This is a genomic window from Methylomagnum sp., assembly GCF_054333355.1.
In genome coordinates this window covers 1-15,351 of the sequence record NZ_JBTEKS010000067.1, presented here as the reverse complement: position 1 = coordinate 15,351, position 15,351 = coordinate 1, and the positions used below count along the sequence as shown (strand labels likewise).

Annotated in this window: 16 protein-coding genes; all 16 read left to right on the top strand. The window is 55.1% G+C overall.

Translation table 11 applies throughout. The features are described from left to right. Positions 1–661 (top strand): hypothetical protein (locus tag ACXWUF_RS07635; protein WP_458494075.1); only part of this gene is annotated, 661 nt, incomplete at its 5' end. A gap of 272 nt (positions 662–933) precedes the next feature. Further along, positions 934–1,143, top strand: a complete 210-nt coding sequence (locus ACXWUF_RS07630) for a hypothetical protein (protein WP_458494074.1) — start codon at positions 934–936, stop codon at positions 1,141–1,143. A gap of 292 nt (positions 1,144–1,435) precedes the next feature. Continuing rightward, positions 1,436–1,681, top strand: a complete 246-nt coding sequence (locus ACXWUF_RS07625) for a hypothetical protein (protein WP_458499018.1) — start codon at positions 1,436–1,438, stop codon at positions 1,679–1,681. 827 nt (positions 1,682–2,508) lie between these two features. After that, positions 2,509–5,904 (top strand): helicase-related protein, encoded by a 3,396-nt coding sequence (locus ACXWUF_RS07620; RefSeq protein WP_458494072.1) that lies wholly within the window; start codon positions 2,509–2,511, stop codon positions 5,902–5,904. A 44-nt stretch (positions 5,905–5,948) separates the two neighbouring features. Then, positions 5,949–6,188, top strand: coding sequence for an AbrB/MazE/SpoVT family DNA-binding domain-containing protein (locus ACXWUF_RS07615; protein WP_458494071.1), 240 nt, complete (start codon positions 5,949–5,951; stop codon positions 6,186–6,188). Then, positions 6,182–6,508, top strand: coding sequence for a type II toxin-antitoxin system PemK/MazF family toxin (locus ACXWUF_RS07610; protein ID WP_458494070.1), 327 nt, complete (start codon positions 6,182–6,184; stop codon positions 6,506–6,508). The genes ACXWUF_RS07615 and ACXWUF_RS07610 overlap by 7 nt, the downstream gene beginning before the upstream one ends. A 343-nt stretch (positions 6,509–6,851) precedes the next feature. Next, positions 6,852–10,064, top strand: a complete 3,213-nt coding sequence (locus tag ACXWUF_RS07605) for an Eco57I restriction-modification methylase domain-containing protein (RefSeq protein ID WP_458494069.1) — start codon at positions 6,852–6,854, stop codon at positions 10,062–10,064. Next, on the top strand, positions 10,061–10,303 hold the full coding sequence (locus ACXWUF_RS07600) for a type II toxin-antitoxin system RelE family toxin (protein ID WP_458494068.1): 243 nt from the start codon (positions 10,061–10,063) through the stop codon (positions 10,301–10,303). The genes ACXWUF_RS07605 and ACXWUF_RS07600 overlap by 4 nt, the downstream gene beginning before the upstream one ends. A 12-nt stretch (positions 10,304–10,315) precedes the next feature. Continuing rightward, the gene (locus ACXWUF_RS07595; RefSeq protein ID WP_458494067.1) at positions 10,316–10,513 is read left to right on the top strand and encodes a type II toxin-antitoxin system Phd/YefM family antitoxin; all 198 of its coding nucleotides are present in this window, start codon (positions 10,316–10,318) and stop codon (positions 10,511–10,513) included. Positions 10,514–10,562: 49 nt separating this feature from the next. Then, positions 10,563–11,693 carry an AAA family ATPase gene (locus tag ACXWUF_RS07590; protein WP_458494066.1) on the top strand — a complete coding sequence of 377 codons (1,131 nt, stop codon included), beginning with the start codon at positions 10,563–10,565 and terminating at the stop codon, positions 11,691–11,693. Between the two features lie 58 nt (positions 11,694–11,751). Further along, the gene (locus ACXWUF_RS07585; protein ID WP_458494065.1) at positions 11,752–12,288 is read left to right on the top strand and encodes a DUF4276 family protein; all 537 of its coding nucleotides are present in this window, start codon (positions 11,752–11,754) and stop codon (positions 12,286–12,288) included. 13 nt (positions 12,289–12,301) lie between these two features. Further along, entirely contained in the window at positions 12,302–12,505 is a 204-nt protein-coding gene (locus ACXWUF_RS07580; protein WP_458494064.1) for a hypothetical protein, read from the top strand. A 59-nt stretch (positions 12,506–12,564) separates the two neighbouring features. Further along, positions 12,565–13,773: an Hsp70 family protein gene (locus ACXWUF_RS07575; protein WP_458494076.1), complete on the top strand. Its 1,209-nt coding sequence runs from the start codon at positions 12,565–12,567 to the stop codon at positions 13,771–13,773. A 32-nt stretch (positions 13,774–13,805) separates the two neighbouring features. Continuing rightward, on the top strand, positions 13,806–14,333 hold the full coding sequence (locus ACXWUF_RS07570; RefSeq protein ID WP_458494063.1) for a 3'-5' exonuclease: 528 nt from the start codon (positions 13,806–13,808) through the stop codon (positions 14,331–14,333). A 265-nt stretch (positions 14,334–14,598) separates the two neighbouring features. Further along, the gene (locus ACXWUF_RS07565; protein WP_458494062.1) at positions 14,599–14,907 is read left to right on the top strand and encodes a hypothetical protein; all 309 of its coding nucleotides are present in this window, start codon (positions 14,599–14,601) and stop codon (positions 14,905–14,907) included. 53 nt (positions 14,908–14,960) lie between these two features. Then, the gene (locus tag ACXWUF_RS07560) at positions 14,961–15,191 is read left to right on the top strand and encodes a hypothetical protein (RefSeq protein WP_458494061.1); all 231 of its coding nucleotides are present in this window, start codon (positions 14,961–14,963) and stop codon (positions 15,189–15,191) included. Positions 15,192–15,351 lie beyond the last annotated feature (160 nt).

The window sequence follows — 15,351 nt, the reverse complement described above, 5'->3', positions numbered from 1 at the left end:
GCACATCGCCTGGAAATCTGTTTCAAACCCCTACAGCCCCGGCGAGTTGGCGCATTGTGGAGAATCCTTGTTGGAGCATTATGGAGAATTTTTCTCATCTGTTTACCCAAGCTATCCGCCGCATGACCTAAAGAAACTCAGGAAATCCCTATCCTGTCACCAAGTCATTTGTTTCCACGATCCTTGCGAGGCTGCGGTGAATGAGCCTTATGTTTGGAGACTGGCGGAATTACTGCGTAATCGGGGGAATAGCGTGGATTGGAAACATTGGGCCGAATTGCCTCATTGGACCGCCAAAGAAGGCGCGTGCCTGATGTATTCCGTTGATCCTCAGGTTTTTGAGAACGCCAAACCCACGAATCCCGCATTCATGAATATTCCGCTCGTTGACCTCAACGAATGCATCACGAAATTGACCCAGCACGCCGAGCGGTCGCTCAAGGAAGCCGCGCCGCTGGAATGGCTCCAATGGGCGAGGGGGCGCGGATTGGGCGATGAAATCCACCCGAGACTGAGTGCTTTGGTTGCTGCCTGCCCCAAAAAGCCGATGGCAACCACTGTCCGCAAAACTCGAACCCGCACCGACCGACTTAAATCCGCGATCCTTGCGGCCTTAAGAAACACCGATTCTTCATTTACCGCCGACGACTTATTCAATTAGATGGGGCTAAACGATGCGACCGGAACGATAGTGGACCACACACCGGATAAGCTGGTTTGGGAGGATTCGCGGGGAAATTGTCATGACATCGACCGTCCCACCTTCGCCAATCGCGTAAGCAGATTGAGGAACCAGAGGACCACATAGCCCTAAATCACACCTATTTCACAGGTATCGCCGCTATCCGATAGCTGTGAACCTGCCCCTTAGCCTACCCGCAATCCGGCACGACACCGCCGGAGTTTGTACAACACAATGCGAGAGGTTAAGCGATGTCCGAGACTGCCACTGCTACCCGTCTAATTCCGGTTCCCGACTGGAACAAATACCACCCCTGGCCCCCCATTGGCGGGCTGCGCCATTTGATCTTTTTCGCGGAGACCAACGGCTTCAAATCGGCCTTTAAGCGTGCGGGACGGCGCGTGCTGGTGGATGAGGCGGAATTTTTCCGCTGTGTGGAACGGCAGAACGCGGGCAAATAACCATGCCCGCTCATCATTCCTTTCTCTGCCCGGAGTGGGAATTGCCGGTGGTGTCCGCATGGATGCGGAGGCCGGGAATGTGCGCCGATGACCAAGGGTGGCTTTGATGGCGCACACTCCCAAAAAAGCCAAGGGCCGGGCAAATTGCGGGCGGTTTTATCCGGTTCCGTATGTTCTTAACGATTCGCCCGCCTTTATCAGCCTGAGTTTTGTGGCATTCAAGCTTTGGCACAACTTGATGAGGCAATACAACGGACGGAATAACGGGCGAATCTGCGCGGTGCCGTCGCAAATGGAAAAACGCGGCTGGGCGGAAAGTTCGTTATTTAAAGCCTTGGCGGAATTACAAGAGAAGGGATTCATCGAAAAAACCCGGCAAGGCGGGCTTGGCCCCATGGGAAGCAGGATTTGTACTTACTATCGGCTCACCCATTTGCCCTTGGATGCGGACGAAGAGCTTGAGATTAGTCGGGCACCGCCGACCAATAAATACTTGAAGTGGAAGCCACCCACTGAAAAGCCCAGCAAGAAAAAATGACTACCCCATTCTGTGGAGTTCATAGCTCCATTGGGTGGAGTAGCAGCCCATTTTTCGGGCTTGCTAGCTCCATTCCGTGGAGTATGAAAAATTGCATCGGAACCGCCACAAGCCTTGATTGGCAAGGGCTTGAAGCTTTCTTCTGACAAAGGCGAAATTGTTGGCGCTAAGCTCCATTGGATGGAGTCCTTTATAGATATACCATCGGATTCTAGGAATAAGGCACTTTTGCACATCAACCGGACGGCGGGGCGCTCTGACCGAAGAGGGGGATTTCATGCTCGATCAACCAAGGCGGATAAGAGTTTCCGCGCATGAAAATCGCTTCCCTAAAGCCATTTATGTTTGCATCGACCCTGTGGCTGGTTTTAACATTAGAAAACCAAATGATAATATCAAAATAAGTCAGAATAATTTATGGCTATCGGTGTGTATATCCGATGGGGGGAGGGGGTGAGTCGGATTTTCTTATTATCTGGGTGGCGCATTTATAAAATGCAGAATATTCAATCAAAAAGTGCTTGCCAATACCAATATAACCGATTGATTTAAAATGCTAAGCGTGATAAATGGCATGTCAGCGTAGCGGGGGATATAAGCGAAATTGCCTTTCATTTTTTCCATCTCCATTCTCTACCAAAGCTGTCGCCGATGTGAGTTGGCCGTTTGGCTTTGCGGCCCTTTGACCGCTTGACACGAATCTATATCATAGCGGCGCTGTATAGCTTGAAGCTGACAGGCTGTTAAACTTCATTTGCAGGATGCAAGCCATGACCATGGACCTTGGCCGCGTTTCTCTCCCTTCGCAAGCTAGTCCCACGGAATCCATGCCTCGAATTTTCGACAATATCGAAGCCTCGTTGCTTCCAGCGTTGCGCGATACCCTGGAAGTCGCCGAGCGGGCCGACTTTTGCGTCGGGTATTTCAACCTGCGGGGCTGGCATCCCTTGAGTGAATACGTGGATCGGTGGACCGGAGGAACCGGCCACGCTTGCCGACTGTTGATCGGTATGCACATCACCCCGAGCGAGGAATTACGAAAATCCCTGCGGGGCGGGGATGACGAAGACCTACTCGACAATCAAACCGCTATTCGGGAAAAGCGGCGCATCGCTCAAGAGCTCCGCGAGCAATTGACTTTCGGTGTGCCCACCAACCAGGACGAAATCGCCCTCCGTCAACTCTCGAACCAGCTTCGTGCCAACAAACTTTACGTGAAGGTTTATCTTCGCCACCCATTGCACGCAAAGCTTTATCTGCTCTTCCGCCAAAACCCCATCAACCCGGCGGTGGGTTATCTGGGCAGCAGCAATCTCACTCTGGCGGGGCTTGCCAAGCAAGGCGAACTCAACCTCGATGTGTTGGACGGCGATGCTTGCACGAAGCTGGCGAACTGGTTTGAAGACCGCTGGCGGGACCGCTGGTGTATCGACATCTCGAAAGAGTTGGCGGACATCATCGACGAAAGCTGGGCCGGGGAGAAACTGGTGCCGCCCTACCATGTTTACCTCAAGATGGCCTACCACTTGGCACAGGAAGCCCGTGTCGGTCTCGCAGAGTTTCAGATTCCCAAAATCTTTGGCGATTCCCTATTCGATTTCCAGATTGCGGCGGTGAAGATCGCCGCGCATCATCTGAACAAACGGGGTGGTGTGTTAATCGGCGACGTGGTGGGATTGGGAAAATCCATGATGGCGACGGCGCTTGCCAAAATTTTTGAGGACGATCACCACACCGAGACTTTGATTATCTGCCCCAAAAACCTTGTGTCGATGTGGGAGGATTATGTCCATACCTACAAGCTTCACGCCAAGGTGATGTCATTGTCCAGGGTGATTCGCGAACTGCCGGAAAAAACCAGACGCTTCCGGGTGGTATTGCTCGACGAATCCCATAACTTACGCAACAAGGAAGGCAAACGGTATAAAATCATTCGTGAATATATGGAGCGGAACGAAAGCCTATGTATTTTGCTGTCCGCCACGCCCTATAACAAAACCTATCTCGACCTTTCCGCACAGCTTTCCCTATTTCTGCGGGACGATACCGACCTGGGTATCCGCCCGGAAAAATATATCGGTTTATTGCAAGGGGAACATGAATTTGTTCGTCGCCATCAATGCCCCGTCCGGTCTCTGGCCGCTTTTGAGAAAAGCACCGACCCGGACGATTGGCGCGATTTGATGCGGCTTTACATGGTGCGGCGAACCCGTGGCTTCATCATGCAGAACTACGCCGCTGACGACCCGGAAATCCAGCGCAAGTACCTGAAATTCGCTGATGGCCGGAAGTCGTATTTTCCGGCGCGGATTCCCCGCAGCATCAAGTTTGAAATCGACGAGACGAACCCGACGGACCCTTACGGGCAGTTTTATTCGGGGCAAGTGGTCAGCACCATCAATGCGCTGACCCTGCCCCGCTACGGGCTAGGCAATTACGTCGCGCCCAAACCTAAAACCCCGCCGACGCCACAGCAAGCCACCCTTATCAGCGGGCTGTCGCGGGCGGGCACCCGGCTGATGGGGTTTTGTCGGACCAATTTATTCAAGCGGCTGGAAAGTGCTGGACCGGCGTTCCTGCTTTCCATCGAGCGCCACATCCTGCGCAACTTCGTTTTCCTTCATGCGCTGGAAAATGGGTTGGATATTCCCCTTGGCAGCCAAGGTGCGGAACTGCTGGATTCCCGCTATTACGATGAAGACCCCGAGGAAGCGGTTGAAGCCGACGAGGACGATAGCGCCGATGACAGCAACGGCCCGTCATCCTTCACCAACGGCTTGCATACGGAAACCGATTTTCGCGCCCGTGCCGCCGAGGTTTACACGGCCTATGCGGGGCCATTCAAGAAACGCTTCAAGTGGTTGCCCGGTTCCCTGTTCGCTAAGACCCTCGCCAAGCATCTATTGCAAGATGCCCGCGCCCTGATTGGCCTGTTGGACTTCTGCGGGGCGTGGAACCCGGAGCGGGACACCAAGCTGGCCGAATTGCGCAAGCTGGTGGTTGAGCGGCATGGCGCGGAAAAGGTGTTGATCTTCACCCAGTTCGCCGATACGGCCCGTTACCTGAAAAGCCAGCTTGCGGCGTTCGGCGTGCAAGGCGTGGAGGAAGCCACGGGCAAGAGCCTGGACCCGACCGAAGTGGCGTGGCGGTTCTCGCCGGAATCGAACAACAAGCGCCAACAGGTTTCCGCCGATAAGGAGCTGCGGGTATTGATCGCCACCGACGTGTTATCGGAAGGCCAGAACCTTCAAGACTGCGCAGTCATCGTCAATTACGACCTACCCTGGGCGATTATCCGCTTGATCCAGCGAGCGGGGCGCGTGGATCGTATCGGCCAGCGTTCGGACCAAATTCTGTGCTATTCCTTTGTTCCAGCGGATGGGGTGGAAAGGCTGATCCGGTTACGTGCCCGCGTCCGGCAAAGGTTGCTGGAAAACCAGGAGGTCATCGGTTCGGATGAAGCCTTTTTTGATGACGACCATAACGAAGAGGCGTTGCGCGACCTGTACACGGAGAAAAACGGCATTCTCGATGACGACGGCGATACCGAAGTGGATTTGGCCTCGTTCGCTTATCAGATTTGGAAGAACGCCACCGATGCCGACCCGTCGCTGACCGCCAAAATCGAAGCCTTGCCGAATGTGGCGTATGCCACCAAAGCCCACGCAGCCAGCCCGGAAGCGCCCAGCGGCGTGCTGGTTTACTTGCGGACGGGCCAAGGCAATGACGCCCTGGCCTGGATAGATGAACAGGGCAACTCCGTGACCCAATCGCAACTGACCATTCTGAAAGCGGCGGCGTGTGCGGCCAATACCGAAGCCTTGCCGCGTGCGGACTGGCACCACACGCTGACGGCGGCGGGAATGCAGCATATTCTGGACGAGGAAAAATCCATGGGCGGGGCGCTGGGCCGTCCTTCTGGTGCCCGTTTCAAAGCCTATGAGCGTTTGAAACGCTACCGCGAAAAGTTGGGGAACAGCCGCGACCTGTTCACCACCGATGCCTATGTGCGGGATATTGACCGCGCTTTGGAAGAACTTTACCGCTTCCCCTTGTATCAGGCCGCGACCGATACCCTGAACCGGCAACTCAAAGCCGGAATCGACGACCACAAGCTGGCTGAATTGCTGCTCGGACTGCGCGAGGACGGGCGGCTGTGCGTGGTCGAAGATGAATCATCACACCGCGAGCCTCGGCTGATTTGCTCGCTGGGGTTGGTTTGAGCGGGCATTATCAGTTTTGCGTTTCACCACAGGAGTCAGCGTTTATGAAAACCCAACTTGTGACGGTAGGCGGTTCCAAATGCGTGGTGATACCCGCGCCCCTGTTGAGCCGGAGCGGCTTGGGAGACGAGGTAATCATGACCGCCGAGGCGGGCCGCATCGTCATCACCCCCGCCGTTTCTGAACGGCAAGGCTGGTTTGATGGCTATCAGGCGGACGCGGACGAGGACGCTTTTGCAGGACTCGCCGCCACCGATGCCGACAGCGAGGAATGGGAATGGTGAAGCCAGCGCGGGACATCCGACGGGGCGAGGTCCATTGGGTCGATCTCGATCCAGCCATCGGCACCGAAATCAAAAAAATGCGCCCGGCCTTGATCGTTTCTCCCGACGACATGAACAGGGCGCTACCCAGGGTGATCGTCGCCCCCCTCACCAGTAAGGGCCAGCCTTTGGGCTGTCGCCCGGAACTGGTGTTCAAAGGTCGCCCGGCCCGCATCCTGCTCGACCAACTCCGTTGTGTGGATAAATCCCGACTGGCCGGGAAGCTGGGCGACATCGATCTTGCCGTTTGGCATCCCACCCTTTTGCAAATGCTGGCCTGAGCCTTATCGGCTGGGCCACTACCCCTAAGCGCCCCATGGATAACCTACAAATCGAACGCCTCCGCGATTGCCTGCAATCCTTCACTTCAAACGCCTGTTTATCGAAGAACTCGGCTGGTCCCGGCCCAAAGGCATGAAAGCCATTCCCATCGAGCGGCCCGACCGCAGTTGGCAGGCGACCGCCATCGCCGAATTGTCCGGCGTGGTGGCGTTCCTGGTGGCGGGTTTGCCGGAGCGCTTGGAGCGCATCGAGATTCAGCGCCGCTTGGCGGAATTGGCCCATGAGAATCTGGTGATCTTTGTGGACCACGCCGACCGACCCACCCAAAGCTTGTGGTTATGGGTGAAGCGCGAGGGCAGCAAGCGCTTCCCGAGAGAGCACCTGTACGTGAAGGGCCAACCGGGCGACCTGTTCATCTCGAAGATTTCCGGCATCGTGGTGGACATCAACGAACTGGACGAACACGGGGCTTTCCCGCTGGCTCAGTTGGTAGCGCGGATGAAAGCGGCCTTGGATGTGGAGCGCGTCACCAAGCGGTTTTTCAAGGAGTACGACGCGCAACGCTTGGAGTTTGTGGCGTTGATTGAGGGGATTCCCGACGAGCGGGAGCGGCGTTGGTATGCGTCGGTATTGATGAACCGCTTGATGTTTGTGTGGTTCTTGCAGCGCAAGCATTTTTTGGATGGCGGGAATATCAATTATCTGGTGGATAAGCTGGCGGAAAGCCGGGGGCGCGGGGCGGATCGCTTTTACTCGGAGTTTCTACAAGCGTTGTTTTTCGAGGGTTTCGCGAAAACCCCGGATCAGCGCAGCGCCGCCGCCCGTGGTTTGATTGGGGAGATTCGTTATTTGAATGGCGGGTTGTTTTTGCCGCATAAGATTGAGCGGGAGTATGGGCCAGCCATTCGCATTCCCGATGTGGCGTTTGAGAATTTGTTTGGTTTGTTCGGGCATTATTCTTGGAATCTCGATGATTCCCCCGGTGGACGGGATAATGAGATTAACCCGGATGTGTTGGGGTATATCTTTGAAAAATATATTAACCAGAAGGCGTTCGGGGCGTATTACACCCGCCCGGAGATTACCGAGTATTTGTGTGAGCGGACCATTCATCGGCTGATTTTGGAGAAGGTCAATCAGCCCGCCTTGCCTGAATTGAATATCCCAGCCCGGCGGTATGGGAGTTTGGCGGAGTTGCTGTTGAATTTGGATGCGGGGATATGTCGGGAACTGTTGTATAAGGTGTTGCCGAAGCTGACGTTGCTCGACCCGGCCTGTGGGTCGGGGGCGTTTTTGGTGGCGGCGATGAAGACGCTGATTAATGTGTATTCGGCGGTGATTGGGCGGATTAAGTTTTTGAATGATCCGGGCTTGACGCAGCAGTTGAAGGCATGGGAGGCGGAGCATAAGAGTTTGGCTTATTTCATTAAGCGGACGATTATCACGGATAACCTGTTCGGCGTGGATTTGATGGAGGAGGCGACGGAAATCGCCAAGCTGCGGTTGTTCCTGGCGCTGGTGGCGTCGGCGCAGACGGTGGAGCAGTTGGAGCCGTTGCCGAATATTGATTTCAATATTATGGCGGGGAATTCGTTGATTGGGTTGTTGCGGGTGGAGGCGAGAGAGTTTGATTTGAAGCAGCCCGATCTTTTCCGCGAGAGTTACCGGGAGGTTTTGGCGGCGAAGAACCGCAAGATTGAAACTTATCGGCATACGGTGGCTTGGGCGGATGGGATGGATTTGTCGGCGCTCAAGCAGGATATTGAGGCGCATAAGGCCGAGGCGCAGACGACCTTGAATGATTTGTTATTGGATGAGTGGCACCGGGCGGGGATTAAGTTTGAGGAGGCAACGTGGGATGCGGATAAAGGCAAGGAGGGCAAGCCGAAGAAGCGCAATTTGACGCCCGCTGATATTGAGGCGCTGCATCCGTTTCATTGGGGGTTTGAGTTCGATGAGATTTTGCACAGCCGGGGCGGGTTTGATGCGATTATCACCAATCCGCCGTGGGAAGTTTTTCAAACGGACGAAAAAGAATTTTTCCAAGATTTTGATGGTTCAATACAAAAGAACAAGCTTCGGTTAGAGGATTGGAAAAAGCACTTCTCAAATTTTATGTCTATACCAGATATAAGAAATGCTTGGCTCGCCTATTCAAGCCGCTTTCCGCATGTTTCAAAATGGTTTAAAACCGCCACACAATTTAAGAATCAAACGTCTGGAAAAATCAATCTTTATTTATTGTTTGTTGAGCAGTGCTATAACCTGTTGCGTGACGGCGGGGAATGCGGGATTGTGATTCCATCGGGGATTTATACCGATCTCGGGGCCAAGGGATTACGGGATATGCTGTTTGGTGAAACCCAAGTCACCGGCCTGTTTTGCTTTGAAAATAACCGTGAGATATTTGAAGGGGTGCATAGAAGCTTCAAATTTGTCGTGATGACCTTCGAGAAAGGCGGACAAACCGCGAAATTTCCGGCCATGTTCATGCGGCACGATGTAGCGGAATTATCTGGCTTTCCCCGTGAGATAGGCCTGCCTCTGTCCGTGGAATTGATCCGCCGATTATCGCCCGATTCCCATTCGGTGATGGAGTTCAAGTCAAATGTGGATATTCTGATTGCCGAAAAAATGCTGAAATTTCCATTGCTAGGAGAAAAGATCGAAGGTAAGTGGAATTTACGGCTAACGAGCGAGTTTAATATGACTACCGATCATAAAAAAGGACTATTCAAAACCAAACCAGGAGAAGGGCAGTTGCCGTTATTTGAAGGCAAAATGATCCATCAATTTACGGCTGAATTTGAAAAGCCTAGATACTGGGTCATTCAGTCCGAGGTCGATGCCGATTTGCGTTCTTCCCGTGCCCGGAATTTCCGTCAGCAATTTAAGCGGTTGGGAATAGAAAGCGAATTGCAGCTAGATAAGCTTGTGCGGCAGGATAAAATTCCCTTGGATTATCAGCAATATCGCTTTGGTTTTCGGGACATCGCTAGAAACACTGACGAGCGGTCCATGATTTGCGCTTTGTTGCCACGGGAGGTTTGTGCGGGAAATACGATAAATCTTTTACAGCCTTACACTTTTGAGATAGCTGAAGATGGTTGGCAATATGATTCTTCCCTCACGGACAAAGAAAAGCTTTTTGTAGTTGGTACGTTCAATAGCTTTTCTGTAGACTGGGTATTGCGGCAGAAAATTACTGCTCACTTGAATATGTTTTATGTCTATCAAGTGCCATTACCCCGCCTGACAAACTCCGACCCCGCTTTCGCCCCCATCGCCACCCGCGCCGCCCGCCTCACCTGCACCACGCCCGAATTCGACGACCTGGCGAAAGCAGCCGGTTTGCAATCCCACCGCGACGGCGCCACCGATTCCACCGAACGCGCACAGCTACGCGCCGAACTCGACGGCCTGATCGCCCACCTCTACGGCCTCACCGAAGCCGAATTCGCCCATATCCTCGGCGCGTTCCCACTGGTCGCCGAACCCGTCAAGATCGCCGCGCTCAATGCCTACCGGGATGTGGAACGCGGGTTGATTAAATGAATATCCAATTCAAACCCCGCGCCGAAAAAGACCTGTCCAGTCTCCCAAAAGCGGACCAAATGCGGCTTATCCAAAAACTCGCTTTGCTACAAAATGGCCTGACTGGCGACATCAAACGACTAACCAATTTCACGCCCGAATACCGCCTTCGGGTTGGCGATTATCGCGTCTTGTTTGAAATCATCGAAGACCGCATCATCATTTATCGCGTCCTGCATCGGCGCGAGGCTTACCGCTGAGGAAACCATCCCATGATTCAACTACACCCCGAATTCCTAACCCGCCACGGCAAACCCGAATTTGCCGTATTGCCCATCGAAGAATTCAACCAACTCAAGGAATATCTCGACGATATGGAAGACTTATTGGCCTTGCGCCAAGCCAAAGCCGCCGAGGAACACGCGCCAACTGTCGGCCTGGATGAATTACAACGGCGCTTGGGGCTGTAGTTCCAATCCAAACCCGCCAAGCCCTGACCATGACAATGAGGCGTTTTTGATGAGGCTCCAAAGCGTCCGGGTTCGTAACTTCAAAGCCATCGTCGATAGCAAGACGGTCAAATTAGGCCCGTTGACCGTGTTTATCGGCAATAACGGCGTCGGCAAATCCAGCCTGATCGAAGCGTTGGAAACCTATCAAAGCATCGTGCGCGATGGGCTGGATATAGCCATGCAGCGTTGGCTAGGTATCGAGCATGTCCGGCACAAAGGGCAGGAAGCCAAAGAGCGGGCGGGCAAATTGGTTAATCCGTTAGCCTTCGAGTTCGCCCTAAAAGATACCCCACCCAATAAATCGGCCCGTTTGAGCCTCGAAATCAACAATGATCCAGCCGCAAATCAAATCTTTGTCGCGGCGGAACGCATTTCCCGATCCGGTGGAATCCATTATGAATTGGATAAACCCGGACCAGATCAACCTTATCCTGTTCGCTCAATGCTCGCGCTGGCCGCACCCTTGAGCGGATTTCAGAATGTCGTCGCTTATGTGCGGGACTGGCAATTTTTGGCGCTTAGCCCCGAACATATGGGCCTACCCGTCCCCCAACAACGCACCGGGGGCGGCGTGCGGCTGGCTAAGGACGGATCGAATATCGCCGATTACCTGCTCGACATCCGCCGACTAGACGTAAATGCCTTCAACGGCATCGTCGAAACCATGAGCTACGTTCTCCCCTACGCCCGAGATTTACAACCTTCGGTCACATCGGAACTGGAACGCAAAGCATGGCTACAACTCACCGAAGCCGATTTCAAAGTACCCGGCTGGATGCTCTCCACCGGCACGCTTCGGATACTTGCCCTATTAGCCTTGCTGCGCCACCCAAACCCGCCGCCGCTGATCGTGGTGGAAGAGATAGAAAACGGACTCGACCCGCGCAGCATTCACTTAATCGTCGAGGAAATCCGCAATGCCGTCCTGAGCGGCATTACCCAAGTCATACTCACCACACATTCCCCTTATCTTCTGGACTTACTCACCCTGGACCATCTGGTCCTAGTCGAACGGGACGCCAAAGGCGAACCCCGCTTCCGCCGTCCCGGCAATGATGCCTCTCTCGAACAGTGGGCCAAGGATTTCGCCCCCGGCAAGCTCTACACCATGGGTAGCTTGTCGGGGACTGGCAAATGAAAATCGGCTTAGTCTTTGAATGTGGCCCCCAAGGCGCGGTAAACAGGTATGCGAATACTTGGCCGGGAAACTCCTTCCCGATGCCAAATACGTTTCGAGTACGCTGGACAACAAAGCCAACTTGCTTCGTGAAGCCGGTAATGTCGCGGCAGCCTTACTCAATGATGGCTGCGACCGGGTATTGATTGTCTGGGATTTGCGCCCAGCGTGGCCGGACAAGAACAACAAACCCTGCCGGTACAAAGAGCGGGCGGCATTATTGCAGGCCATCGAGAAAGCCGGTATTGGGGGTAATCAGCCGGTATATCTGATCTGCATCGAACAAGAGTTGGAAAGCTGGCTATTAGCGGATGAATGCAAAATCGCCGAATACTTATCGACCCCCGCTCATCCCTGCAAAATCAAGAAAGTAAGGCACCCTGACAGGGAGAAGAACCCGAAGGCGGCTTTAATCAAACATTTCGATGCAAGGGGGCAGCGGTATATCGACCACGTTCATGCCGTGAGGGTTGTTTCAAGTGGTGAACCGGATTGGGGCAAGTTAAGACGCTCGGAATCATTCACGAGATTCGAGGCGAAACTCACGGGGAATTAATACGGAGGGGAAAGTGCTCGACTTTAAAGCCCAAAAATCTACTACCACCGCCTACGGCATCGACCTAGGCACCACCAATTCCACCTTATGCCGGGTGGACCTCCCGGCGGGTGAAACCACCGTGCCCGAACCCGAAGCCATGGAGATTCCCCAACCCACGCCGGGGATGGGCCAGAAAATTGGCCGCGTTGCCTGGAGTAGCTGGAATATCTTATAACTTGGCTTCTCCCGGAGTAATTTCCGGGAGTGGATTGAAACCACGACTGCAAGAACGAAATCGGCACGTCCCGCACCTACCCGAATGCCCCGGAGGGCTACCGCAGCCCCACCGAAATCGCCGGGAAAATCCTCGCCTACCTGAAACGGGAAGGCATGGCCGAGACCAACCCGGACAACGTGGTCGTCACCGTGCCCGCGTCCTTTCAAACCGCGCAACGCAACGAGACCCTAACCGCCTGCCGCTTGGCCGGTCTGGATGTGAGCGGCGGGCGCTTGCTGGATGAACCCGTGGCGGCGTTCATCGACTATGCCTACCTCTACGACCTCGACCTGTTGACCCATATCAAGGGCGTTCAGCGCTTGCTGGTCTTCGATTACGGGGGCGGAACCTGCGACATCGCCCTGTTCGACCTGGAAAAGCCTTCCGCCCAAACGCCGGTTCGCGTCTCAAGCCGGTCGGTTTCCCGCTATCACCGCTTGGGCGGCGGCGACATCGACCATGCCATCCTGCATAACGTGCTGATTCCGCAGCTATGCGCCCAAAATGACCTGAACGAGTTCGACCTGTCCTACGCCGAGAAACGGAACATTCTGACCCCGGCTCTTATCGCCATCGCTGAAAGCCTGAAAATCCAACTCAGCGGCGAAATTTGGCGTTTGCAGCAATTTGGTCGCTACCAGGAAAAGGAGCCGAAGGACGTGAGCGCCCGCTATCCCGGCCAAGTCACCCTTCGACTGCCGGAATCCCAGCGAACCCTGCAACTCGCCAACCCCACGCTCAACGCCGAACAGTTCGAACAACTGCTGGCACCCTTCCTGGATACCGACCACCTATACGCCCGCAGCACCGAGTACCAGCTGGAATGCTCGATTTTCGCGCCCGTGGCCGATGCGCTGGAACGGGCCAAGCTGGATGAAATGGACGTGGACCTCGTGCTGGCGGTCGGCGGTAGTTCGCTGATTCCCCAAGTGGTCGAAGCGCTGCGGCGGTTCTTTCCCCGTGCCCGGCTGCTTGAGTATGAAGACCGGCGCGACTCCCAACTGGCCGTGGCACGCGGTGCCAGCCTGCACGCTCTGGCCCTGGCCGCGAATGGCCGGGGCATTGTCGAGCCAGTCGCCCAAGACGACATTTTCATTTCGACGCAAACGGGCGAATTGAAGCTCATCGAGAAGGGAACCCCACTGCCTTATCCGCCCGAAGGGCGGGCCGTGAACGATACGCTGATCGTGCCACGGGAGACGAAACCTGCCGCACCGAGTTTCTGAATCAGGCTGCGAATACCCGAATGGAACGCTCCATGCCTGTGCTCTTTCTCGCCGAATCACCCAGAGAAGAGCAAAAGAACCTTATTCAAGCCATGAATACTCGGTTGACGAACTATGGCGAAACCATCGCGGTGTTGTTTCCGCAACAGCGGCAAGTTTTTGGATACGCGCAGGGTTTAAGAGCGGCGGGCATTGAGGTTGAAGTTCACAGGTTCAATGCCCCGCTCGATGTCAGTAACCGCTTGCCGAAGCTTATGACCTACCATCAAGCCAAGGGGCTGACCTTCGACAGCGTTTTTCTGCCGCGTTTGGTTCAAGGCTCATTCTATGGCCGCTTACGCGACCGGTTGGACCATCTGCTATTCGTCGGGATTAGCCGGGCGGTGAAATGGGTCTATCTCAGCGGCACCAACGGTGCCCTAGTTCCGCCCCTGTATTCGCTTTGGCAGGAAAATACCAATGGCTACCAAAAGCAGTTCAAGTCAGACGGAATTTTCGAGCCGTCATCCGAAGAGCCTGAACTTCCCGAAAACGCGGCTGATGATTTTGGGCTTGATTGAATTTTGACCCGCCAGCATTCGGGGGACGGTGTGGTTTCCGAATTAGCTTGGCTCGGTTAAGCAATATGCCACTGCCCCACGGGGCACTGGTGGGGCACTCAGGGACAAAAGCAGGCAACAAACGGCGGGCAGTCACGGCAGAAAAACCAACCTAAGTCAATGATTCTAATTGATTTTATGTGTTGTGGAATGTCGCCGCTTTCGGTTTTTTGCTTATTTGTAATGCGCGGGTCGTGGGTTCGAATCCTATCACCGGCTCCAATTCATGAAGCCCTTGCGCGAAAGCGCAAGGGCTTTTTTATTGCCCGTGGGGTACTTGGAGTCGCTGCTGAAATCCTCGGCCCGTCAAAAGACCCCGGTGGAGATGCTGACCTTGAGCGCCTGCCAGACCGCCGAGGGCGACGACCGCGCCCCGCTGGGACTGAGCGGCATGGCCCTCCGCGCCTACGCCCAGAGCGCGGGACGGGGGGCCGACATCAATGATCAACACCGCCGTGGGGCCGGAGTCCACCGGCAGCGCCGGAACGGTGGACCTGGCGGCGAGCGGCCAATTGCGTCTGCAAAACCGGGCTGATCCAGGCCAACACCGCCGCGCCGGATGCCAAGGGCGGCGACATCAACATCAACGTGGATGCCCTGATCCCCAGCGGCGGCACGTTCTGGGTGGGCGGGGATCAAGCCCTGCCGGTGCAGCGGGACGTGTTCGGCTACAACGTCGTGCAAGCCGCCGCCCCGGATGGCGTGAGCGGGGCCATCGACCTCGGCCCGCCGCAGCTTGATCTGAGCGGGGCCATCGCCAAGCTGGCGAGCGCCCCATTGGATTTGGCCGAGCTGACCCGCAATGTCTCTGCGACCTGAGCTATGGAAGCTCCCTGACGCGGGGCGGGCAGGGCGGTTTGGCGCCGGACGCCAGCAAGGAGCCGCTGGTGGCACCGTGATTTCTTGTAGGACGGGCAGGCACTCATGCCCGCCAATGACACTGGCGGCGACCAAGGCCGACTCGGTTTTCAAAACCGAG

Bases quoted from the DNA above. Each gene is read 5' to 3' on its own strand.
- ACXWUF_RS07630 (WP_458494074.1), top strand. From the start codon at position 934: ATGTCCGAGACTGCCACTGCTACCCGTCTAATTCCGGTTCCCGACTGG.
- ACXWUF_RS07625 (WP_458499018.1), top strand. From the start codon at position 1,436: ATGGAAAAACGCGGCTGGGCGGAAAGTTCGTTATTTAAAGCCTTGGCG.
- ACXWUF_RS07620 (WP_458494072.1), top strand. From the start codon at position 2,509: ATGCCTCGAATTTTCGACAATATCGAAGCCTCGTTGCTTCCAGCGTTG.
- ACXWUF_RS07615 (WP_458494071.1), top strand. From the start codon at position 5,949: ATGAAAACCCAACTTGTGACGGTAGGCGGTTCCAAATGCGTGGTGATA.
- ACXWUF_RS07610 (WP_458494070.1), top strand. From the start codon at position 6,182: ATGGTGAAGCCAGCGCGGGACATCCGACGGGGCGAGGTCCATTGGGTC.
- ACXWUF_RS07600 (WP_458494068.1), top strand. From the start codon at position 10,061: ATGAATATCCAATTCAAACCCCGCGCCGAAAAAGACCTGTCCAGTCTC.
- ACXWUF_RS07595 (WP_458494067.1), top strand. From the start codon at position 10,316: ATGATTCAACTACACCCCGAATTCCTAACCCGCCACGGCAAACCCGAA.
- ACXWUF_RS07590 (WP_458494066.1), top strand. From the start codon at position 10,563: ATGAGGCTCCAAAGCGTCCGGGTTCGTAACTTCAAAGCCATCGTCGAT.
- ACXWUF_RS07570 (WP_458494063.1), top strand. From the start codon at position 13,806: ATGCCTGTGCTCTTTCTCGCCGAATCACCCAGAGAAGAGCAAAAGAAC.
- ACXWUF_RS07565 (WP_458494062.1), top strand. From the start codon at position 14,599: ATGAAGCCCTTGCGCGAAAGCGCAAGGGCTTTTTTATTGCCCGTGGGG.